This is a genomic window from Mycobacterium sp. GA-1285 (assembly GCF_001499905.1).
Classification (GTDB): Bacteria; Actinomycetota; Actinomycetes; order Mycobacteriales; family Mycobacteriaceae; genus Mycobacterium.
In genome coordinates this window covers 168,061-190,910 of sequence record NZ_LQIS01000054.1, presented here as the reverse complement: position 1 = coordinate 190,910, position 22,850 = coordinate 168,061, and the positions used below count along the sequence as shown (strand labels likewise).

Genomic DNA, 22,850 nt, shown 5'->3' with positions numbered 1-22,850 from the left:
CGCAACGGATCAACCGTCATCGCCACCAACACCCGCTGCAACCGCTGCACCAACACCTCAACACCGGCCACATCAAACACATCGGTGTCGTATTCGACCCGAAGACCCAACTGCGGGCCCGGCGCGACCGCCACCGTCAACGGGTAGTGGTTGTACTCGCGAACCGCGACCTCGGTGACCGCCAACTCGTGCTCACCGGCCACCGCGGCGGTATCGACCGGATAGTTCTCATAAACGAACAACGTGTCAAACAGTTGATCTTGGCCGGTGAGGCGGTGAATCTCGCTTAGCGCCAGATGCTGATGCTCCAGGGTCAGGTTATGGGCGCTTTGCAGCTGCTCCAACAACCCCGCGATCGTCGTCGCCGCGGTCAGCGTCGCGCGCACCGGCACCGTATTGATCAACAGACCCACCATCGACTCGGCGCCAGCCACCTCAGCCGGACGCCCCGAAACCGCAGTGCCAAAGGCCACATCATGCTGACCAGTCAACTCACACAACACCTGCACAAAAGCACCCTGCAACACCGTGCTCAACGTGGTCTGCTGCGACCGCGCCAACTCCCCCAACGCCGCCGTGGTCTGCTCACCCACCCGCTGGGAGACCACCGCGCGCCGCCCCAACGCCACCCGGCCCGGCCCGGCCACCAACGTCGGAGTATCAAACCCGGCCAACACCTGAGCCCACGCCGCGCGCGCCGCATCCAGGTCACGATCAGCCAGCCAGCTCACAAACCGGCGATACGACACCGGCGCAGCCAGCGGTTGCCCGTAATAACCGGCGATGATCTCCCCCAACAGAATCGGCAGCGACCAGCCATCGATGACGATGTGGTGGTTGGTCAGCACGAACCGGTGCCGATCCGCCGCGACCCGGAGCAGCGCCGCCCGGAAGGCGGACTGGCCCGCGAGATCGCAGACCGCGGCGCGTTCGGCCGCACATACGCTCTGCAACTGCGCGTCGACGTCGGGCTCGTGGTTCTCGGTAGTGAGGTCCATGTACTGCCATGGCACGACCGGGTCGGACACGATGACCTGCACCGGCTCGTCGAACTCCGCATAGAACCGCGCCGCGAGATGCGGGTGCCGGTCGACGACCGCCTGCACCGCGGCCTGCAGTCGCTGCGGATCGAGCGCGCCGGTCACGGTGATGTTCAGCTGAACCGCGTACAGGTCGTCGCTGCTCTCGGCGGTGCCGGCGTGGAACAGCAGGCCCTGTTGCAGGGGGGTCAACGGCAGCACGTCGGCGACGGGGTATCGCTGCTGCAGCTGGTCGACCTGCTGCTGGGTCAGCCGGACCGGCTTGAGATCCGACGGTGTCAACCCACCCCCACCAGCACGCACATGCGCGCAGATTCCGGCCAGCGCTTCGGCCCACAACCGGCTCAGCCGCTCCACCTGATCGTGATCGACCACCGAAGACGCCCACGACCAGTTGGCGTGCAGCTGTGGGCCGCTATCGGTTTCGGCGGTGCCGGCGTTGAGTTCCACGGTGTGGGCGAGCGGCATGGGGATGGCCGCGACGGAGCCGGCCATCGACAGGCCGTCTTGGCTGATCCGCCACATGTCCTCGGAAAGCTGGGCACCGGCCGCGCCCACCCGGCCCAGGTAGTTGAAGCCGATCGCCGGGTCTGGCCCGCTCAGCTCGACATCGGGGTTCAGGTAACGCAGCAGACCGTAGGTCGAGCCGTCCGGCAATGCGCGCAGCTGTTCCTTAACGTCTTTGACCACCGCACCCAGCGCAGGTTCACCGGCGGCCACCTGCGCCCAATCCAGCCCCCCCACACTCAACGCCACCGGGTACTTCGTCGTGAACCACCCCACCGTGCGCGTCAGGTCGACGTCGTCGGCAAGGTCCTCGTCACGCCCGTGGCCCTCGACGTCGATGCAGATCGGCGCCCGGGCGGCCGCCAGCTCAGCGACCGCCAGACCGAATGCAATCAGCAAGATGTCCTGTACACCGGCATGAAACGCCGCGGGAACCTCGCCGAGCAGCATCCGAGTCGTTTCGACGTCAAGTTCGGTCGACAACCGCCCGGCCGTCGCGAACGTGTCCAGCGCCGGTTGCAATGACGGCAACACCCCCGGCGTCGACGCCACCAGCCGCCAAGTGTCGGCTTGGCCGACGACCTCCGGCTGCCGCGCGTGCTCCGCCAAGAGGGTGGACCAGCGGGCGAACGACGTCCCGTTCGCCGGCAGGGCGATCGGTTGGCCGCCGTGGTGCTGCGCCCACGCGATGTTCAAGTCTTCCAACAGGATTCGCCACGAAACCCCGTCGACCGCGAGGTGGTGGACGATCAGCGCGAGCTGGCCGGTCGAACCGGCCCACACCGCGCTCACCATCACCCCGGCGGCCGGGTTCAACCGTGACCGCGCTTCCAGCAGCGCTTGCTCGCTCAACGCGTCGACCGTCAGCAGGCATTCATCCGCGGCAACCGAGCCGGCTTCAGGCACGTGTAGCGCCCAGCCGCCAGCACCGTCATCGTCGACGCGCAGCCGCAGCATGGCATGGCGGTCGAGCAACGCCTGCAACACCGCGAGCACGTCGGCCCTTTTCACGCCCGCGGGGGCCTGCGCCACCATCGTCTGGTTGAACTCGCCGACCGGGCCGTCGACAGCTTCCAGCCACCTCATGATCGGAGTAGCGGCCACCGGTCCGACGCCCTCGTCGACCTCGCCGGCCTCGCCGTCCGCCACCCGAACCACCCGGGCCAACCGAGCCACGGTCTGTTCGACGAACAGGTCGCGCGGGCGGCACCGCAGTCCGGTGGCGCGGGCCCGAGCCACCACCTGCATCGACAGGATGCTGTCACCGCCGAGTTCGAAGAACGAGTCGTCGACGCCGACCCGCTCCAGCCCGAGCACCTCCCCATAGATGGCGGCCAGGAGTTCCTCGACCGCATTGCCGGGGGCGCGGTAACGATCGACGTCCTGGTACACCGGGGCGGGCAGGGCCCGGGTGTCGAGTTTGCCGTTCGGCGTCAGCGGCAGCGCGGGCAGCAGCACCACCGCAGTTGGCACCATGTACGCCGGTAACCGCCCGGCCAGCGTCGCGCGGGTCTCGGCCGGGTCGGCCGTCCCGGTGATGTATCCCACCAGGCGCTTGTCGCCGGGGCCGTCGGCACGGGCGACCACCACCGCCTGCTGCACTCCGTCGCAGGCCGCCAGCGCCGCCTGCACCTCGCCGAGCTCGATGCGGTAGCCGCGAATCTTGACCTGCTCGTCGGCACGCCCGAGATACTGCAGCTGGCCGTCGGCGCCCCAACACACCAGATCGCCGGTGCGGTACATCCGCTCGCCCGGTCCGCCGAACGGACAGGCCACGAACCGCGACGCGGTCAACCCCGACCGGCGCACGTACCCGCACGCCAGCCCGCGACCGGCCACGTACAACTCACCGACCACGCCGGGCGGCACCGGGCGCATCGCGCTGTCGAGCACGAACAACGCCGCCGTCGGCACCGGCGCACCGATGGGCACCACCCAGGAACCCGGCGTCAGCGGCGCGCTGAGCATCACGACCATCGTCGTCTCGGTCGGGCCGTAGGCGTTGATCATCGTCCGGCCCGGCGCCCACCGGTCGACCAGTTCGGGTGGGCAGGCCTCACCGGCCACCACCAACGCCAGCGAACCCAGACTCTCCGGCGACAACACCCCGACCGCCGAGGGGGTCTGGGTGAGGACGCTGACCTGTTCGGCCACCAGGAGAGCCTCGAAGTCCTCGGGCGAACGGGTCACCGAGTCGGGCACCACAACCACCCGGCCGCCGTGCAGCAGCGGCGACCACGTCTCCCAGACCGAGGTGTCGAACCCGTACGTGTGGCACTGCGTCCACACGCCGGTCACCGGCAGGTATCGATGCAGTTGCTCGAGCAGTTGGATGACGTTGCGGTGGGTGGCGGCCACGCCCTTGGGCACGCCGGTGGTTCCGGAGGTGTAGATCAGGTAGGCGATGTCGTCGGCGTCCGGGGTGGGCAACGCTGCGCCGGCCGGGTAAGTGTCGATGCGCGGGTCGTCGATGTCGACGACCGGCAGGTCGCCGCCGGCCAGCCGCTCGGCGAGCTCGCTATTCGTGACGGCGACGATCGGTGCAGCATCGGCGACCATGAACTCCATCCGCGCCGCGGGCAGTGCCGGGTCGATGGGCAGATAGGCAGCCCCGGTTTTGAGCACCGCCAGGATCGCGACGATCATCTCGGCCGACCGCGGCAACAACAGCGCCACGCACTCGCCCGGACCGACGCCCTGTCCCGTCAACAGGTGAGCCAACCGATCGGCTGCCTCCTCGACCTCGCGGTAGGTCCACGACTGCGTCCCGCAACTGATCGCCACCGCTTCCGGCGCGCGTCGCACCTGCTCGGCGAACACCGCCGGAATCGACGCCGAAGCGGTTGTCGGCTGGGTCAGCGCTGCGCGGTTACCGATCTCGTCGAGGCGGGCGCGCTCTGCGTCGTCGAGCAGATCTATCGTGGAGAGCCGCCGTGCGGGCTCGGCGGTCATCGCGGTCACCACCCGCTCCAGTCGCTCGATCAGCGCCTCGATGCTGGCCGGGTCGAACACGTCGGTGCGGTATTCCACCTCGCCGCGGATCCCGGCCGGGTCGCCGTCCTCGCTCCAGTACTCGCCCAGCGAGAACGTCAGGTCCATGCGGGCGGTGCGGGTGTCCACCGGCAGCGGCGCGACGTCCAGATCACCGAGGGCGATCTCGGCGGGATCACTCGCCTGCCCGGCGAAGTTCTGCCAGGCCAGCATCACCTGCACCAGCGGGGAGTGCGTCATCGACCGGGTCGGGTTGAGCCGCTCGACCAGTACCTCGAACGGCACGTCGAGGTGTTCGTAGGCAGCCAGACTGCGGCCGCGCACGTCGCCGAGCAGCTCCTCGACGGTCGGGTCGCCGGACACCTCGACCCGCAGCACCAGGGTGTTGACGAAGAAGCCGACCAGGTTGTCGAGCGCGGTGTCGCCCCGCCCGGCGATCGCGAAGCCCACCGCGACGTCGCTGCTCGCGCTGATCTTCGACAGCAGCACCGCCAACGCGGCCTGCATCACCATGAAGCTGGTCGCGTTGTGCACACGCGCCACCCGGGCGACTTGCTGCTGCAGCTCCGCCGGCCATTGCACGGGCACACGGGCGCCGCGGTAGTCGGCGACGGGCGGGTAGGGCCGGTCGGTGGGCAGCTGCAGCTGCTCGGGCATGCCGGCCAGCGCCTGTTCCCAGTAGGCGAGCTGCGCGGCGATGCGGCTGTCGGGGTCGTCGATGTCGCCGAGTTGGTCGCGCTGCCACAGCGTGTAGTCGACGTACTGCACCGGCAACGGCTCCCAACCCGGAGCCTGCCCGGCGGACCGGCTGGCGTACGCGACGCCGATGTCCGCGACCAACGGCTTGATCGACCACCCGTCGGCGGCGATATGGTGCACCACCGCCACCAACACGTGGTGATCGTCAGTGATTCGGAAAAGGCTTGCGCGCAGCGGGATTTCGGTAGCCAGGTCGAACGGACGACGGACAGCGGAGTCGATCGCCTCGTCGAGCCGGCCCTCGGACCACCCGCCGGCGTCGATGACCTGCCAGCCGAAATCGGACTCCTCGGCGGGCACCACCAGCTGCTGAGGAATGCCCTCAGGTGCGGTGAACAGGGTGCGCAGGCTTTCGTGGCGGGCGACCACGTCGGTCAGCGCCTGGCCCAGTGCGCGGGTGTCGAGGTGACCGCTCATGCGCAACGCCACGGCAATGTTGTAGATCGCCGAGGGGCCTTGGAGCTGGTCGATGAACCACAACCGCTGCTGGGCGAACGACAACGGCACTATCGCCGGGCGCGGCGCGCTCACCAGCGGCTCGAGCACAGCACCGCCGGCACCGATACGCGGCGCCAACTGCGCCACCGTCGGCGCCTCAAAAAGCGCGCGCACCGAAAGCGCGGCATCCATACCGGCGTTGATGGCCGCGATGACGCGCATCGCCGACAGCGAGTCGCCGCCGAGGTCGAAGAAGGAATCGTCGACTCCGACCCGTCTCACACCCAGGACCTGGGCGAAGATGCCGGCCAGGATTTCCTCGGTCGGGGTACTGGGCGCCCGGTAATGATCCACATCGGCGTACTCCGGGGCCGGCAATGCCCGCCGGTCCAGCTTGCCGTTCGCGGTCAACGGCAACACCTCGAGCACCACCACCGCCGCGGGCACCATATAAGCGGGCAACCTCTGCCCGAGTTGCTCACGCACGACGGCGGGGTCGGTGGCCCCGGTGACATACCCCACCAACCGCTTCTCGCCGGGGGAATCCTCCCGCGCGATCACCACCGCCTGGTCTACGCCATCGCAGTCGGCGATCGCGGCGGCTACCTCACCGAGCTCGATACGGTAACCGCGGATCTTGACCTGCTCATCAGCACGCCCCAGATGCACCAACTGGCCGTCAGCACCCCAACGCACCAAGTCCCCGGAGCGATACATCCGCTGGCCGGGACCCCCGAACGGGCAGGCCACAAACCGCGACGCGGTCAACGATGCCCGACGCACATACCCGGAGCCCAGCCGGCCGGCCACATACAACTCACCGACGACCCCGACAGGCACCGGCCGCAACCACTGGTCCAACACGAATAACGCCGCACCGGGCACCGGGGTGCCGATCGGCACCACTTCGGCCCCCGGCGCCAGCGGCGCACTGATCGCCGCGAACACCGACGTCTCCGTCGGCCCACAGACATTGATCATCACCCGATCCGGCGCCCAACGCTCCACCAATTCGGGTGGACACGCCTCACCACCCGTGATCAACAACCGCACCGCATCTAGGCCCTGCGGCGAGAGCACCGCCAACGCCGAGGGCGTTTGACTGAGCACCGTCACACCCTCGGCGATCAACAACGCGTGGAAATCCTGCGGCGACCGCACCACCTCATCGGGGACCACCACCAACCGGGCCCCGTTGAGCAACGCCCCGAAGATCTCCTGCACCGAAACGTCGAAGCCCAATGAATGCCACTGCGACCACACGCCCGAAACCGGTAGATGCGCCGGCAACGCACCCAGTAACTGCGTCACCACCCGATGGGCGACCACCACTCCCTTGGGCACACCCGTCGTACCCGAGGTGTAAATGACATAGGCCGAATCATCGGGCGCCGGCGCCGCCAACGCGCTGGACGGCTGTGCGTCGATGCCCGGATCGTTGATATCGATCACCGCCACCGCACCACCCAAGCGCGGCGCCAACTCAGCGGTACTCAACGCCACCACCGGCGCTGTATCAGCAAGCATGAACCCGATCCGCGCATCCGGATGCATCGGATCAATCGCCATATACGCCGCCCCGGCCTTGAGCACTCCCAAGATCGCGACCACCGCCTGCGCCGACCGCGGCAACAACAACGCCACACACTCACCCGGGCGGACATCACGACCAACCAGCATGTGCGCCAACCGATTAGAGGCCTCATCCAGCTCGCGGTAGGTCCACGACCGGCCCCCACCACAAAGCGCCACCGCCTCCGGCGTCCGCGCGACCTGCATCGCGAACAACTCCGGAATCGACATCGGCACACCCACCGACGACCCCAACACCGCCCGATGACCCAACTCATCCAGCCGCGCCAACTCAACCGGGTTAACCACATCCACCGATGACAACGCCCGCAACGGATCAGCAGCCATCGCCACCACCACCCGCTGCAACCGCTCGATCAGCGCCTCGACACTGGAAGCGTCGAACACGTCGGTGCGGAACTCGACGGTCCCGGTGATGCCGGTGGGCTCGCCCTGTTCGCTGAACCGCTCGGCCATGGAGAACGTCAAATCCATACGCGCGGTACGGGTTTCGGCGGGTAACGGGGTGACGTCGAGGTCCCCGAGGGTCAGCCCGGGGTGTTCGATGTCCTGCCCGGCCAGGTTCTGCCAGGCCAGCATCACCTGGACCAGCGGGTGATGGGCCAGGCTGCGGGTCGGGTTGAGCCGCTCCACCAGCACCTCGAAGGGCACGTCCTGATGCTCGTAGGCGGCCAGGCTGCGCGCGCGCACATCGCTGAGCAGCTCGGCGACACTGGGATCGCCGGCCACCTCGATCCGCAGCACCAGCGTGTTGACGAAGAAGCCCACCAGGCCGTCGAGCGCCGGGTCGTTACGCCCGGCGATGGCGAAGCCGAACGCCACATCGTTGCTGGCACTGAGCTTGGACAGCAGTAATGCAAGGGCGGCCTGGATCACCATGAAGGTCGTCGCGTCGTGCTGGCGAGCGATCCGCGAAATCTGCTGCTGCAGTTCTGCTGACCACTCGAAGGACACCGACGCTCCGCGGTAGTCGGCCACCACCGGGTAGGGCCGATCGGTGGGCAACTGCAACCGCTCGGGCATTTCGGCCAGCGCCTGCTCCCAGTAAGCCAGCTGCCCGGCGACGCGGCTGTCGGGGTCGTCCAGATCACCGAGTTGAGCGCGTTGCCACAGCGTGTAGTCGACGTACTGCACCGGCAACGGATCCCAACCCGGGGCTTGGCCGGCAGACCGGCTGGCATACGCCGCGCCGAGGTCGGCCACCAGTGGCGTCACAGACCAGCCGTCGGCGGCGATGTGGTGCACCACCGCAACCAGCACATGAACGTCTGCTCCAACCTGGAAAAGCTTTGCGCGCAAGGGAATTTCGGCTGCAAGGTCGAACGGGCGGCGCACCACCGCGTCGATCGCCTCACGTAGTTCGGCTTCTGGCCATCCCATGGCGTCGACGACGTCCCAGCCCAAGTCGGCTCGCTCGACAGGGACCACGAACTGCTGCGGGACCCCGTCGGCCGCCACGAACAGGGTGCGCAGGCTTTCGTGCCGGCCCGCCACGTCGGCCAGCGCCTGGCCCAGCGCCTCGGCATCGAGGCGACCGTCGAGCCGCAACGCCACGGCCATGTTGTAGATCGCCGACGGCCCCTGCAACTGGTCGACGAACCACAACCGATTCTGAGCAAACGACAACGGCACCACCGCGGGACGTTCCACCGCCACCAACGGCTCGAGTCCGGTGCCTTCGACGCCCACGCGCGGGGCCAACTCAGCGACTGTGGGCGCCTCGAACAGGGCGCGCACCGACAACCCGGCATCCAAGCCCGAGTTGATCGCGGCGATCACCCTCATCGCCGACAGCGAATCCCCACCGAGGTCGAAGAACGAGTCGTCCACGCCGACGCGCTCGAGCCCGAGCACCTGGGCATAAATGCCGGCCAAGATTTCTTCGGTCGGGGTGCTCGGTGCGCGATAACGGTCGGCGTCGGAGTACTGCGGTGCCGGCAGTGCACGTTTGTCGAGTTTGCCGTTCGCCGTCAGCGGCAGCGCGTCGATCACGACCACCGCGGCGGGCACCATATAGGCCGGCAACTTCTGTCCCAGCGCCACGCGCGCCGCGACCGGATCGGCCGTGCCGGTGATGTAGCCGACGAGGCGCTTGTCGCCGGGACGGTCCTCGCGAGCGACCACCACCGCCTGCGCAACCCCATCGACTGCGGCCAGCGCCGCCTGCACCTCACCCAGCTCGATGCGGAAACCGCGGATCTTGACCTGCTCGTCGGCGCGGCCCAGATACACCAGCTGACCCTCGGCGTCCCAGCGCACCAGATCACCGGTGCGATACATCCGATCCCCCGGGCGACCGAACGGACACGCCACGAACCGCGACGCTGTAAGTCCGCCGCGCAGCCAATACCCCACGGCCACACCGGCACCGGCGATGTACAGCTCACCGACCACACCCGGGGCAACCGGGCGCAACCCCGCGTCGAGCACGAACAGCGCCGCACCCGACACCGGCGAGCCGATCGGCGCGACATCGGAACCCGCTTGCAGTGGCGTGCTCATTGCCGCGTACACCGTGGCCTCGGTCGGGCCGTAGGCGTTGATCATCGTCCGCCCCGGCGCCCACCGGTCGACCAACTCGGTCGGGCAGGCCTCGCCTGCCACCATCAACGTCGTCGCGGCCAATCCCTCCGCCGACAGCATCGCGGCCGCCGACGGGGTCTGACACAGCACCTCGACACCTTCGGCGACCAGCAAGGCATGCAGATCCTCGGGTGATCCGGCCACCTGTTCGGGCACTACGATCAGCCGCGCGCCCTGCAACAACGCTCCGAAGATCTCCCACACCGAGACATCGAATGCCAACGAGTGCCACTGCGACCACACCCGCCGAGCCGCCACCTCAGCATTGGCCGCCGTCACGAACTGCGTCACGTTGCGATGCGCAACGGCCACACCCTTGGGGACACCGGTCGTCCCTGATGTGTAAATGACGTACGCGATGTCATCGGGTGCCGGCACCGGCAACGCAGTGGCCGGCGAATCTTGGATGCGGGCGTCATCCATATCCACGATCCGCACGCCCAAGCCGTCGAGCCGATCGGCTGAACCCGTCGTCGTGATCGCAGCGACCGGTGCGGCATCGGCAACCATGAATTCGATCCGCGCCGTCGGCAGCGCCGGATCGATCGGCAGGTACGCCGCACCCGTCTTCAGCACCGCGAGGATCGACACGATCGCCCCAGCCGAGCGTGGCACCAGCAGCGCCACGCACCTGCCAGGGGCGGCGCCGTGGGCGGCCAACAGATGGGCCAGCCGATTGGTGGCCTCGTCGAGCTCCCGATACGTCCACCAGCGTTGCCCATCGCCCAGCGCCACCGCCTCCGGCGTGCGAGCCACCTGCTCGGCGAACACGGCCGGAATCGACTGCGCGGCGGCTGGTTTCGCCAGCGCCGCGCGGTGACCCCATGCGTCCACTTGGGCGTGCTCGGCTTCGTCGAGCACATCCACCGCCGACAACCGCTGATCGGGCTCGGCGGTCATCGCCACCACCACCCGCTCCAGCCGCTCGATCAGTGCCTCGATGGTGGCAGCGTCGAACACATCAGTGCGATACTCGACATCGCCGCGGATCCCGGCGCGAGCACCGTCCTCGTTCCAGTGCTCGCCCAGCGAGAACGTCAGATCCATGCGGGCAGTGCGCGTGTCCACCGGAAGCGGCGCGACATCCAGATCGCCCAAGGCAAGCCCGATGTGGTCACTGTCCTGCCCGGCGAAGTTCTGCCAGGCCAAAAGAACCTGCACCAGCGGCGAATGGGTCAGCGACCGTGTGGTGGTGAGCCGCTCGACCAGCACCTCGAACGGAACATCCTGGTGCTCGTAGGCTGCCAGGCTGCGCGCGCGCACCTGCCCAAGCAACTCCGCGACCGTCGGGTCTCCGGTCAGCTCGACACGCAGCACCAGCGTGTTGACGAAGAAACCCACCAACTCGTCGAGCGCGGGGTCTGCACGACCGGCGATCGCGAATCCGAAGCCGACATCGCTGCTGGCGCTCAGTTTGGACAACAGCACCGCCAGGGCGGCCTGCATAACCATGAACGTTGTCGTGTTGTGCGCGTAGGCCAGCTGTACGACCCGCTGCTGCAGCTCGGCCGAGAACTCCACCCTCGCGCGGGCGCCGCGGTAGTCGGCGACCGGCGGATAGGGCCGATCGGTCGGCAACTGCAGCTGCTCGGGCATCCCGGCCAGCGCCTGCTCCCAATAGCTCAGCTGCTTGGCGATGCGGCTTTGAGGATCGTCGATGTCCCCCAGCTGTTCGCGCTGCCAGATCGTGTAGTCGACGTACTGCACCGGCAACGGGTCCCACCCCGGCGCCTGCCCGGCACTGCGGCTGGCGTACGCCACACCCAGATCCGCGACCAGCGGGGTGACCGACCACCCGTCGGCGGCGATGTGATGCACCACCGCGACCAGGACATGCTCATCGTCAGCAACCCGCAAAAGGCTTGCGCGCAGAGGGATTTCGGCTGCCAAGTCGAACGTGTAACGCGATGCGGCGTCGATGGCCTGTCGAACCCGGTCTTCGGGCCATCCGGTGGCGTCGACGACGTGCCAACCGAAATCGGCCTCCTCGACCGGCACCACAAGTTGCTGCGGCAGCCCATCGGGTGCGACGAACAAGGTGCGCAGGCTCTCGTGGCGACCCACCACATCGGCCAACGCCTGACCCAGTGCCTGGGTGTCAAGGCGCCCGCTCAGGCGCAACGCCACCGCCATGTTGTACACCGGCGAAGGCCCCTGCAACTGGTCGATGAACCACAGCCGGTTCTGGGCGAAGGACAGCGGCACGACCGCGGGGCGCTGCATCGGCAGGAGCGGGTCGAGTCCGCCGCCGTCGGCACCGATCCGGTGCACCAGCTGGGCCACGGTGGGCGCCTCGAACAGCACGCGCACCGCGAGGTCGGAATCGAAAGAGTTGTTGATGGCGGCGATGACGCGCATTGCCGATAGGGAGTCGCCACCGAGTTCGAAGAAGGAGTCGTCGACGCTGACGAGGTCGAGGCCGAGGACCTGGGCGTAGATACCGGCCAGGATCTCCTCGGTCAGCGTGGCCGGGGCGCGGTAGCGCTCGGCGTCGCTGTACTCCGGGGCCGGCAGCGCGCGCTTGTCGAGTTTGCCGTTGACCGTCAACGGCAAGGCGTCCAAAGTCACCACCGCGGCGGGCACCATGTAGACCGGCAACCGCTGCCCCAATTGGGCACGGACGTCGGCGGGTTCAGCAGCACCGGTCACATAGGCGACCAGCCGCTTATCACCCGGGCGGTCCTCACGAGCGATCACCACTGCCTGCGCAACCCCGTCACAGGCGGCTAGGGCAGCCTGGATCTCGCCGAGCTCGATGCGATACCCGCGAATCTTGACCTGCTCATCAGCACGCCCCAGATACTGCAACTGCCCGTCAGCACCCCAGCGCACCAAGTCCCCCGTGCGATACATGCGCTGACCCGCACCGGCGAACGGGCACGCGACAAACCGCGACGCGCTCAACCCCGCCCGGTTCACATACCCATACGCCAGGCCGCCACCAGCGACATACAACTCACCGACCACACCTGCCGGCACCGGGCGCAACCACCCATCAAGAACGAAGAACCCGAGGTGCGCCAACGGCACGCCGATCGGGCTCGAGGTGGAGTCGACATCGGCTTGGACGATCTCGCGCAGCGAGGCGTGCACCGTGGTCTCGGTGATTCCGTACATGTTCAACAACCGCGGCAGGACCCGGTGGCGGCCCAGCCAGGCCGAAAGCCGCGCCGGCTCAAGGGCTTCCCCACCAAAGACCACCGTCTGCAACGCCAGCTGTCCGGCTTCTGCGGCCGCGTCGGCACCTTGTAACGCGTAGAACGCCGACGGCGTCTGGCTCAACACCGTGACCTGCTCGGCCGCCAGCAGCGCGTGCAGCTCCTGCGGTGAACGCACTACCGCATCCGGGGCCACCACCAGTCGGCCCCCACCCAACAGAGCGCCCCAGATCTCCCACACCGAGAAGTCGAACGCCAACGAATGGCACTGCGACCACACCCCCGCAGGGGGCACCTCAGCGGTCAACGTGTCCAACAACCGCACCACATTGTGATGTGGCACCGCCACGCCCTTGGGGACACCGGTGGTGCCCGAGGTGTAGATCAGATACGCGATGTCATCTGCGCCCGGGGTGGGCAACGGGCGGTTCGGCGCAGTCTGCTCAGCGAAGTCGGCGATCTCGATGACTGCCAGCCCGCGACCCTCCAGACGCGCGCTCAGCTGCGCGGTGCTCACGGCGACGATCGGCGCGGCGTCACCGAGCATGAACCCGATTCGCGCGTCGGGATGCGAGGCGTCGATGGCCAGATACGCCGCCCCGGCCTTGAGCACCCCCAGCATCGCCACGACCGCCTCACCCGAGCGCGGCGCCAACAACGCCACCCGCTCACCAGGGCCTACGCCGTGGCCAACCAGTAAGTGCGCCAACCGAGTCGAGGCCTCATCCAGCTCGCGGTAGGTCCACGACCGGCCCTCGCAACTGATCGCCACCGCCTCCGGCGTGCGTGCCACCTGCTGGCCGAACAACACCGGAATCGACTCCGACGTCGACGCCGGGCGGGCCAACGCCCCGCGATTACCCCACCCGTCCAGGCGAGCGCGTTCGGCGTCATCGAGCACATCTACCCAACCGAGCCGTCGGTTCGCGTCGGTGGTCAGTGCCAGCAACACTCGTTGCAACCGCTCGATCAGCGCCTCGACAGTGGAAGCGTCGAACACGTCGGTACGGAACTCCACCTCTCCGGAGATCCCGGCCGGCTCACCGTCAGCGGTCCACTGCTCGCCGAGTACGAACGTCAGGTCGGTGCGCGCGGTCCGAGTCTCGGCCGGCATCGGCGTGGCTTGCAGATCGCCCAATGCCAGCCGGTCCCGGCCACTGCCTTGGCCGGTGAAGTTCTGCCAGGCCAGCATCACCTGGACCAGCGGATGATGCGTCAGCGACCGGGTCGGGTTGAGCCGCTCCACCAGCACCTCGAAGGGCACGTCCTGATGCTCGTAGGCGGCCAGACTGCGCGTGCGGACGTCGCTGAGCAGCTCGGCGAAAGTCGAAGCGCCGGCCACCTCGACCCGGAGCACCAAGGTGTTGACGAAGAAGCCCACCAAGCTCTCCAGCGCCGGGTCGCGCCGACCTGCGATCGGGAACCCGATGGCCACATCATTGCTGGCGCTGAGCTTGGAGAGCAGCACCGCCAAGGCGGCCTCGACGACCATGAAGGTAGTCGCGTTGTGTTCATGAGCGACGCGCGCGATCTGCCGCTGCAGCTCCGCCGGCCAGTCCAGCGTCACCGAGGCACCGCGGTAGTCGGCAACCGGCGGGTAGGGCCGGTCGGTGGGCAATTGCAGCTGCTCGGGCATGCCGGCCAGCGCCTGCTCCCAGTAGGTCAGCTGGGCGGCGATGCGGCTGTCGGGATCGTCGAGATCGCCGAGCTGCTCGCGCTGCCACAGCGTGTAATCGATGTACTGCACTGGCAAGGGCGCCCATTCCGGCGCATGCCCCTCTGACCGGCCGGCATATGCGACCGCCAGATCACCGATCAGCGGATTGATCGAAACCCCGTCGGCGGCGATGTGGTGCACCACCGTAACCAACACGTGCTCGCTCTCACCGAGCCGGAAAAGCTTTGCGCGCAAAGGAATCTCGGACGAGAGATCAAACGTGTACCGCGCAATTTCGCCTACCGCGTCGTCCAGTTGGCCCGGCGCCCAGCCCACGGCATCGACCACCTGCCATCCGAAATCGGCATCGTCGACCGGAACGACCAACTGTCGTGGCACGCCGTTGGGGGCGACGAACAGCGTGCGTAGGCTCTCGTGGCGCCCCAGTACGTCGCCGAACGCCTGGCGTAACGCGTCGGCATCGAGGCGCCCCTGCAGCCGCAACGCGACCGCCATGTTGTAGATCGGGGACGGTCCTTGCAACTGGTCGATGAACCACAAGCGGTTCTGCGCAAACGACAACGGCACCTCAGCGGGCCGCTGCACCGGCACCAACGGGTCCAGCCCGCCACCCGCGACACCGATTCGCAACGCCAACTGGGCGACCGTCGGCGCCTCGAAGAGGGCGCGGACGTCGAGGTGAGCCTTCAGGGCCGTGTTGACCGCGGCGACCACCCGCATCGCCAGCAGCGAATCCCCACCGAGGTCGAAGAAGGAGTCGTCGACTCCGACCCGCTGCAGTCCGAGCACGTCGGCATAGATCGCGGCGAGCACTTCCTCGGTCTCGGTCTGCGGCGCGCGGAACGTCGTGGCGGCGAACATCGGCGCGGGCAACGCTTTGCGGTCGAGCTTGCCCGAGGACGTCAACGGGAACTCTTCGAGCACCAGAATCTGCGACGGCACCATGTATTCCGGCAACCGGTCACTCAACCGCTGCCGTACCGCGCTGATCTTGGCGTTGGTCTGCGGCTCGTTGGCATGGCTGCTTCGGAGCTGGGCGCCGGCGGTGGGCAGATAGAGGTCGGTGAGAGCCGGACGGTGTGCCCCACCGGCGACGGCGATGAACACGGCGTCGAAGGTGCCGGGCCGCGCGCCCCACGTAGTGGCGACGTGGTATCCATTGGCTTCGCCGAGCCGGTGCAGTTGTTCAGGCGTGGCGTTATCGGGGGTCGCGGCGATGGCTTGGGCGAATGCGTCGTCGACGGGAAGGCCGGAAGCCAAAGCGCTTTCGATGCTGACGTCGGTGACCAGTGCGGCGCGGGGTATCTCGGTGATGCGGAGGACTTCGGGCTTCTCGGCCGCAAGTTGGTCCTGCAGTCCTTGGAGTCCGTCACACTGCGCCCAGGCCCATGTGGGTGCGGCGGCCAGTGAGCGAACCGGAGTGGGCGCTTTATGGACGGTGACGTCGTAGCGGTATCGGGTCAGCTCATTGTCGGCCCAGCCGCGCTTGACTTCGATGTGGATTCCGGCCACCGCGGGGTTCTCGGCGGCCCAGGTGGTGAAAAACTCAGGGCTCAGCAGTAATTCAGGCTCAGTCACCAGGGCCTGTTGCACGCGTCCACGGATCTCGTCGGTGTCAGCGGTGTCGGTGTGGGCTAGCGCGACCGCGGTCTGGAACGCTGCCTGCAGGCTGTGGTTGCGGACGTCGCCGATGAACAGCGACCCGCCGGCGGCCAGCAGGTCCATGACTTTGTTGATGAGGTCGGAAAGGTATGCCGCGCTGGGGAAGTACTGAACGACCGAGTTGATGATGACGGTGTCGAAGTAACCGTTCGCCAGTCCGTCGGTGACGTGCGCGGGCCGAGCCAGCAGCTCTACCTGATCGCGCCACGGGACCTGTAGTTCGTCCAGCGAGCGGGCCAGCTTGTCAATGGCCACCGCCGACATGTCCGTTGCGACATAGTGTTCGCAGTGCGGGCCCACCTCGGCCAACACCAGTCCGGACCCGACGCCGATCTCCAACACCCGTCGCGGCCGCAGGGCCATGATCCGGGCGACCGTGGCCGATCGCCATTCCTCCATCTCGTCGAGAGGAATCGGATCTCCGGTGAAGCTGCTGGTCCAGCCCCGGAAGTCCGCGCCAAACGCCGGCGTAGCACCGTTCGAGCCGTAGACGTCGTCGTAAACGGACTGCCAGTGTTCGACGGTTTCGACGTCCTTCTCGACGGATGTCCCATGGTCGAGGGTCACGTACGCGATCAGGTGCTCACCCGTGGGGCCCTGATGCACCGACGCGATGGCCTGGGTGATCTCGGGGCACGCCAAGAGGGTGTTCTCGATCTCGCCGAGTTCGATACGCTGACCACGCAGTTTGATCTGCGTATCGGCGCGGCCGAGGTAATCGAGGACACCGCCCCGGGTCCAGCGAACGCGGTCACCGGTGCGATACATGCGAGCGCCGACCCCACCGTAGGGATTGGCAGTGAATCGGTCAGCCGTCAATTCCGGCCGGCCCACGTAGCCGTGCGCCAGCGCGGGGCCGGCCAGGTACAGCTCGCCCACCACCCCGACGGGCGCCGGGTTCAGTCGCTCGTCGAGCACCAGCGCGGCGACACCGGGAATTGGAAGGCCGATACCCACCGGCTGACCAGGCTGCAGCGCCGCGCTGCAGGTTGCCCAGATAGTCGTCTCGGTGGGGCCGTAAGCGTTGAACATCCGCCGATCGCGCGCCCAGGCCGTCGCCAGCTCGGTCGGACAGGCCTCACCGGTGGTGATCAGCGTGTCGAGCTTGTCCAACCGGCTGCGATCCACCGTCGACAACACCGTAGGAGTGAGCGACGCCGCGGTGACATGCTGACGCTCGAGCAGGTTGGTGAGCGCCTCGCCCGCGTATCCGTCGGAGGGCGCCACCACCAGGGCTGCCCTCGCCCCAACGGCCAGCAGCATCTCGCCCACGGACACGTCGAAGGTCGGGGCGGCCACCATGAGGAGACGCGTGTCCGGTCCCAATCCGATGACGCCGTGCAGGGCGGCCACACCCTGCAGGCCGGCGTGGCTGACCGAAACGCCCTTGGGAGTGCCGGTGGAACCCGAGGTGAAAATCACATGTGCAGTCGTGTCCACGGTCAGCGGACCCAGCCGATCAATGTTGGTGATCGGATCCGCAGACGTTCCGGAAAGTTCCAGGTCACCGACGCGCAGGACTGGGCGCGTCCCGGCCCCGGCGATGCTATCGGCGTCCTCGGTCAGCACGCACAGTGCATCAACCGCGTCGAGCACGGTGGATATGCGTTCGACCGGATGAGTCCGGTCGATCGGCACGTAGGCGCCGCCGGCCTTCATCAGGGCCCACCACGTCACGACCAACTCCGCCGACCGGTCCATCGCCACGCCGACCGCGCGCTCGGGACCTACGCCTGCCGCGATCAGCACGCGCGCCAGCCGCGTCGACCGCTCGTCGAGTTCCCGATAGGACAGTTTCCGCGCACCGTCGACCACTGCCGGTGCGTCGGGGGCGGCGCCCACCGCGGCGGCCAACAGTTGCGGGGCTACTCCCACCGGTGCGGTCACTCCGGTGCCGGACCATTCCGACAGCACGAGATCCCGCTCCGCGTGGTCCAGCAGCGGCACCTCGCCCACCAACACCGACGCGTCGGCTACGACGGCCTCGAGTGCCCGGCCGAACCAGGTGATCAGGCGCTCGATAGTGGCCCGCTCGTACAGGTCCGTCGCGTACAGCACCACGCCGGCGGCCATCGGCGCCACCGGGTCGTCGGTGGGCACCTCGCCGAGTTCGATATCCAGGTCGAATCTGGCCGTTTTCGTGGCGATCGGCAGCTGATCGATTGTGACCTGGTCCAGAGTCAACGCCTCGGGGCGTACGTTGTTCTGGAACACCATCAGCACCTGGAACAGCGGATTGTGGGACGTCGAGCGCGCCGGGTTGAGTTGTTCGACGAGCAATTCGAACGGAACGTCCTGGTTGCTGTAGGCGTCGAGCGCCTTCTGCCTCACCTCGGCGAGCACGTCACTGAACCGGCGGGCGGAGTTGATGCCCACCCGCAACACCCAGGTGTTGACGAAGAACCCGACAAGATCATCGAGCGCCTGCTCCGACCGGCCGGCGATCGGCGTTCCCATCGCCACGTCTTCTCCAGCTCCGGCCCGGTTCAACACCAGCGCCATCACCGCCTGCAGCACCATCGATACCGTGGCGTTGTGCGCCGCGGCCAGCTGCTTGACCCCGGCCCACGCCTGCGGGTCGATGCGCAGCTCCACCTCGTCTCCGCGGTAACTGGCAACCGGCGGCCTGGCGCGATCCGGCGGCAGCGTCACCACCTCCGGCAAATCGGCCAACTCCTGCCGCCAGTACTGCAGCTGCGAAGAGATCACGCTGCCGGGATCGGACTGCGAGCCCAACCAATCCTGTTGCCACAACGTGTAATCGACGTACTGCACGGCCAACGGCGCCCAACCAGGCGCGTGACCCTGCCGACGTGCGCTGTACGCCTCGCCCACGTCGCGAACCATCGGCGCCAACGACCAGCCGTCGAAAGCGATGTGGTGCACCACAATTCCCACCACATGCTGGTCGGGTCCCACCGAAAAGATCTGGGCGCGGATCGGGACTTCCGACGCCAGATCGAACCGGTGCCGGGCCAGCGCGGCCAACTCGCCGGCCACGTCCTTTTCGCGCAACGACACCACCGCCGCGCCGCGCCGCCACATGCCCGGCTGGGCGGGCAACACGCTCTGATAGGGCACGCCGTCGGTGTCGGGGAAGACGGTGCGCAGTGACTCGTGGCGCGCGATGACGTCGTCGAGGGCGCAAGCCAGCGCGTCGACATCGACCTCGCCGCTGATCCGGAACGCGGTCGGGATGTTGTAGGTCGCGATGCCGCCCTCGAACTCGTTGAGGAACCACAACCGGTTCTGCGCGAAGGACAGTGGCACCACCGCGGGACGCTCTCCAGCCACCAGCGGCTTCCGCCGGTTCGCGTCGCCACCGATTCGAGGCGCCAACTGGGCCACCGTCGGCGCCTCAAACAGGGTGCGCACCGAAAGCCCGGCATCCAGGCTGGTGTTGACCGCGGCTACGACGCGCATCGCAGAAAGCGAGTCCCCGCCCATGTCGAAGAACGAGTCGTCAATCCCAACGCGCTCGATTCCGAGTATCTGAGAGAAGATCCCGGTCAGAATCTCCTCGGTGAGGGTGGTCGGTGCGCGGTAGTGATCGGCATCCAGGTACTCCGGAGCAGGCAAGGCGCGCTTGTCTAGTTTGCCGTTGACTGTCAGCGGAAAAGCGTCGATCACCACCACGGCGGCCGGAACCATATACGTCGGCAGCCGCTCGGCCAGGGCAGCGCGCAATCCAGCGGGATCCGGCGTTCCCGTGACGTAGCCCACTAGTCGTTTGTCGCCGGGGCGATCCTCGCGGACTATCACGACCGCCTGCTCCACTCCGGCCAGCCCGGCCAGCGCCGTCTGGATTTCGCCGAGCTCGATACGGTAACCGCGGATCTTGATCTGCTCATCGGCGCGTCCCAGATATCGCAGTTGTCCGTCGGTGCCCCAATACACCAGATCTCCGGTGCGATACATCCGCTGCCCGGAACCGCCGAAGGGACATGACACAAACCGCGATGCGGTCAATCCGGCTCGGCGTACGTACCCGCACGCGAGCTGAGGGCCAGCCAGGTACAACTCACCGACCACCCCGGCAGGCACCGGCTGCATCCAGTTGTTCAATACGAAGAAGGCCGCGCCTGGCACTGGAGGACTGATGGGGGCCGCGTCGCAATCCGCACTCATCGGCGCACTCAGCGCCACCCACATCGTCGCCTCGGTCGGACCGTATTCGTTTATCAACACCCGGCCGGGCGCCCACCGGTTCACGACCTCGGCGGGGCAAGCCTCTCCACCCACCAACACGGTGACCGATTCCAAAATCTCGGGTGACAACATCCCCAAAGCCGAAGGGGTTTGGCACAGGACAGTAACCTCTTCAGTCACCAACAAAGCGTTGAAGTCTTCAGAAGAGTCGGCGACGAGTTCAGGCACCACCACCAGCCGCCCGCCGTGCAGAAGGGCGCTGAAGATCTCCCAGCCAGAGATGTCAAAGGCATACGAATGCCATTGCGACCAAACCTGTCCTGGCCCCACCAGATCAGGCTGCAACGACGCGATCAACTGCGTGACGTTCTGGTGAGTAACTGCCACGCCCTTGGGGGTTCCGGTAGTGCCCGAGGTGTAGATGATGTAGGCAATGTCATCCGGGGCAGGTGCCGGTATGTCGGTGCAGGGATAGTTAGCGATCCGGGGGTCTTCGAAATCGATGACTGGCAGATCTGAGCCCGTCAATCGTTCGACATGCTGCGAGGTAGTGATCGCGACCATCGGCGCGGCGTCGGCAACCATGAAGTCGACTCGAGGCGCCGGGTGCGCCGGATCGATAGGCAAATATGCAGCGCCCGTCTTCAATACCGCCAGGATTGTCACGATCGCTTCGGCCGACCGGGAAAACATCAGTGCCACACACTGGCCCGGACCCGCCCCCTGAGCAATCAGCAGATGCGCCAACCGGTTAGCCGCGTCATCTAATTGACGGTAGGTCCATTCGCGGCCCCCGCAAGTGATCGCCCTCGCGTCTGGGGCGCATGCCACCTGTTGCGCGAACATGGCCGGAATCGACACCGATGACTGCGCCGGTTGCGCTAACAGCGCCCGATTACCCCACGCATCAAGCGCAGCGTGATCATCCCCGGTAAGCAGCTGGATCGACGAGAGTGGCCGCCTCGGATTGACGGTCATCAGCGTCAACACTTGCTGCAAACGGGTCACCAGTTCGGCAACCCCGAAGTTTGAGAATGGCTGGCCGGTGCCCATCGTACTGAGAGAGACCTGGTCGCCCTGGCTGAAGAAAATCAGCCCGAAACCGCCTCCGACAGGACCCGGATTGGTAAAGGACGCGAATGCCGGGACGCCGCCGAAAGACAGATTGAACAATGAAGGAAGGAAGTTAACACTCACTCGGTCGACCGACTGTGCGGGGCCGCCGTGGCGCGCCTTGCGCTCGAGTGCGTGCACGGGAAACCTTTGATGTTGCAGGGCTTCTCGTATCCGTTTGTTGACATGCCGGCAGAAGTCGGCAACCGTCGAGCCCGGCGAAACGCTCAACACCAACGGCACGATCCCAGTGACCATGCCCGGGAGCGTTTTCAGCTCGGGACTGACTCGCCTGTTGACCGGGAAATCAAGCACTATCTCCGAGGTGTCGGCGCGCCATGCGGACACCATAAGGGCGCACGCCGCCGTCATGACCGACGATCGGGGTACGTTCAGACTGTCAGATACCTCGTCGACTCGGCGAAGGAGTATCGGATCCAATGGAATGGGCGCGGAAGGCAACTTCGGATCAGGTACGTCCAGTACCTGCGGCAACCGGTAGGTCGTTCCGCTGTCCGCGGGGAGGTTCTGGGTCCAGTAGGCCTCGTCTTCGCGGTATTCGTCAGACGTTTCGTACTGCAACTCGCAGTCAACCAAGTCCTGTAGCGAGCCGAAGACCGAGGGAGGGACCGGCGCGCCAGCAACGATGGCCGAGTAAACAGATGCGACGCGATGGCCGACCAGAACGAGGCCCGAACCGTCCGCGACAATATGGTGGCAGGACGCGAACAAGTAATATTGGTCGCGTCGCGTCTGGAAAAGGGCGAAGTTGAATAGTCGCCCGTTCAACGGCATTGGAGTGCATTGAATCGATAAGGCGATGTTCCGAGCTTCCTGCACAGGATCGCTCGCCCGAGTCAGGTCATGGAAAGGCAGCTCGACATCTGGATAATCGATTGCCGTTTGGAATACCTGGCCGTTCTCTTCGAAAAAGGCAGCCCGACCGGGTTCGGCTTCACCCACCGCCCGCCGAATCGCCCATTGCAGGGCATCCCGGTCAAGCGGGCCGTCGACCCTCACGAATAGACCGAGCTGCCACTCGATACCCGAGGCGCCCGTTTCCTGCGCAAGCCATATGTCCAGCTGCCCGCGGGTCAGCGGCAGTACCCGGCCGCCATCCGTCGGCTGCTGGCGCGCAAGCTGAAGCGCCCCCTTTTTATCCACTGGTCTCCCCCTATT

At 67.0% G+C, this 22,850-nt stretch carries 1 protein-coding gene; it reads right to left on the bottom strand.

Going from position 1 to position 22,850, the window contains the following annotated elements; genetic code table 11:
• Window positions 1–22,835: non-ribosomal peptide synthase/polyketide synthase (locus AU193_RS21650; protein WP_156425323.1), on the bottom strand; the 22,835-nt coding region annotated here is incomplete at its 3' end.
• Window positions 22,836–22,850: the final 15 nt, after the last annotated feature.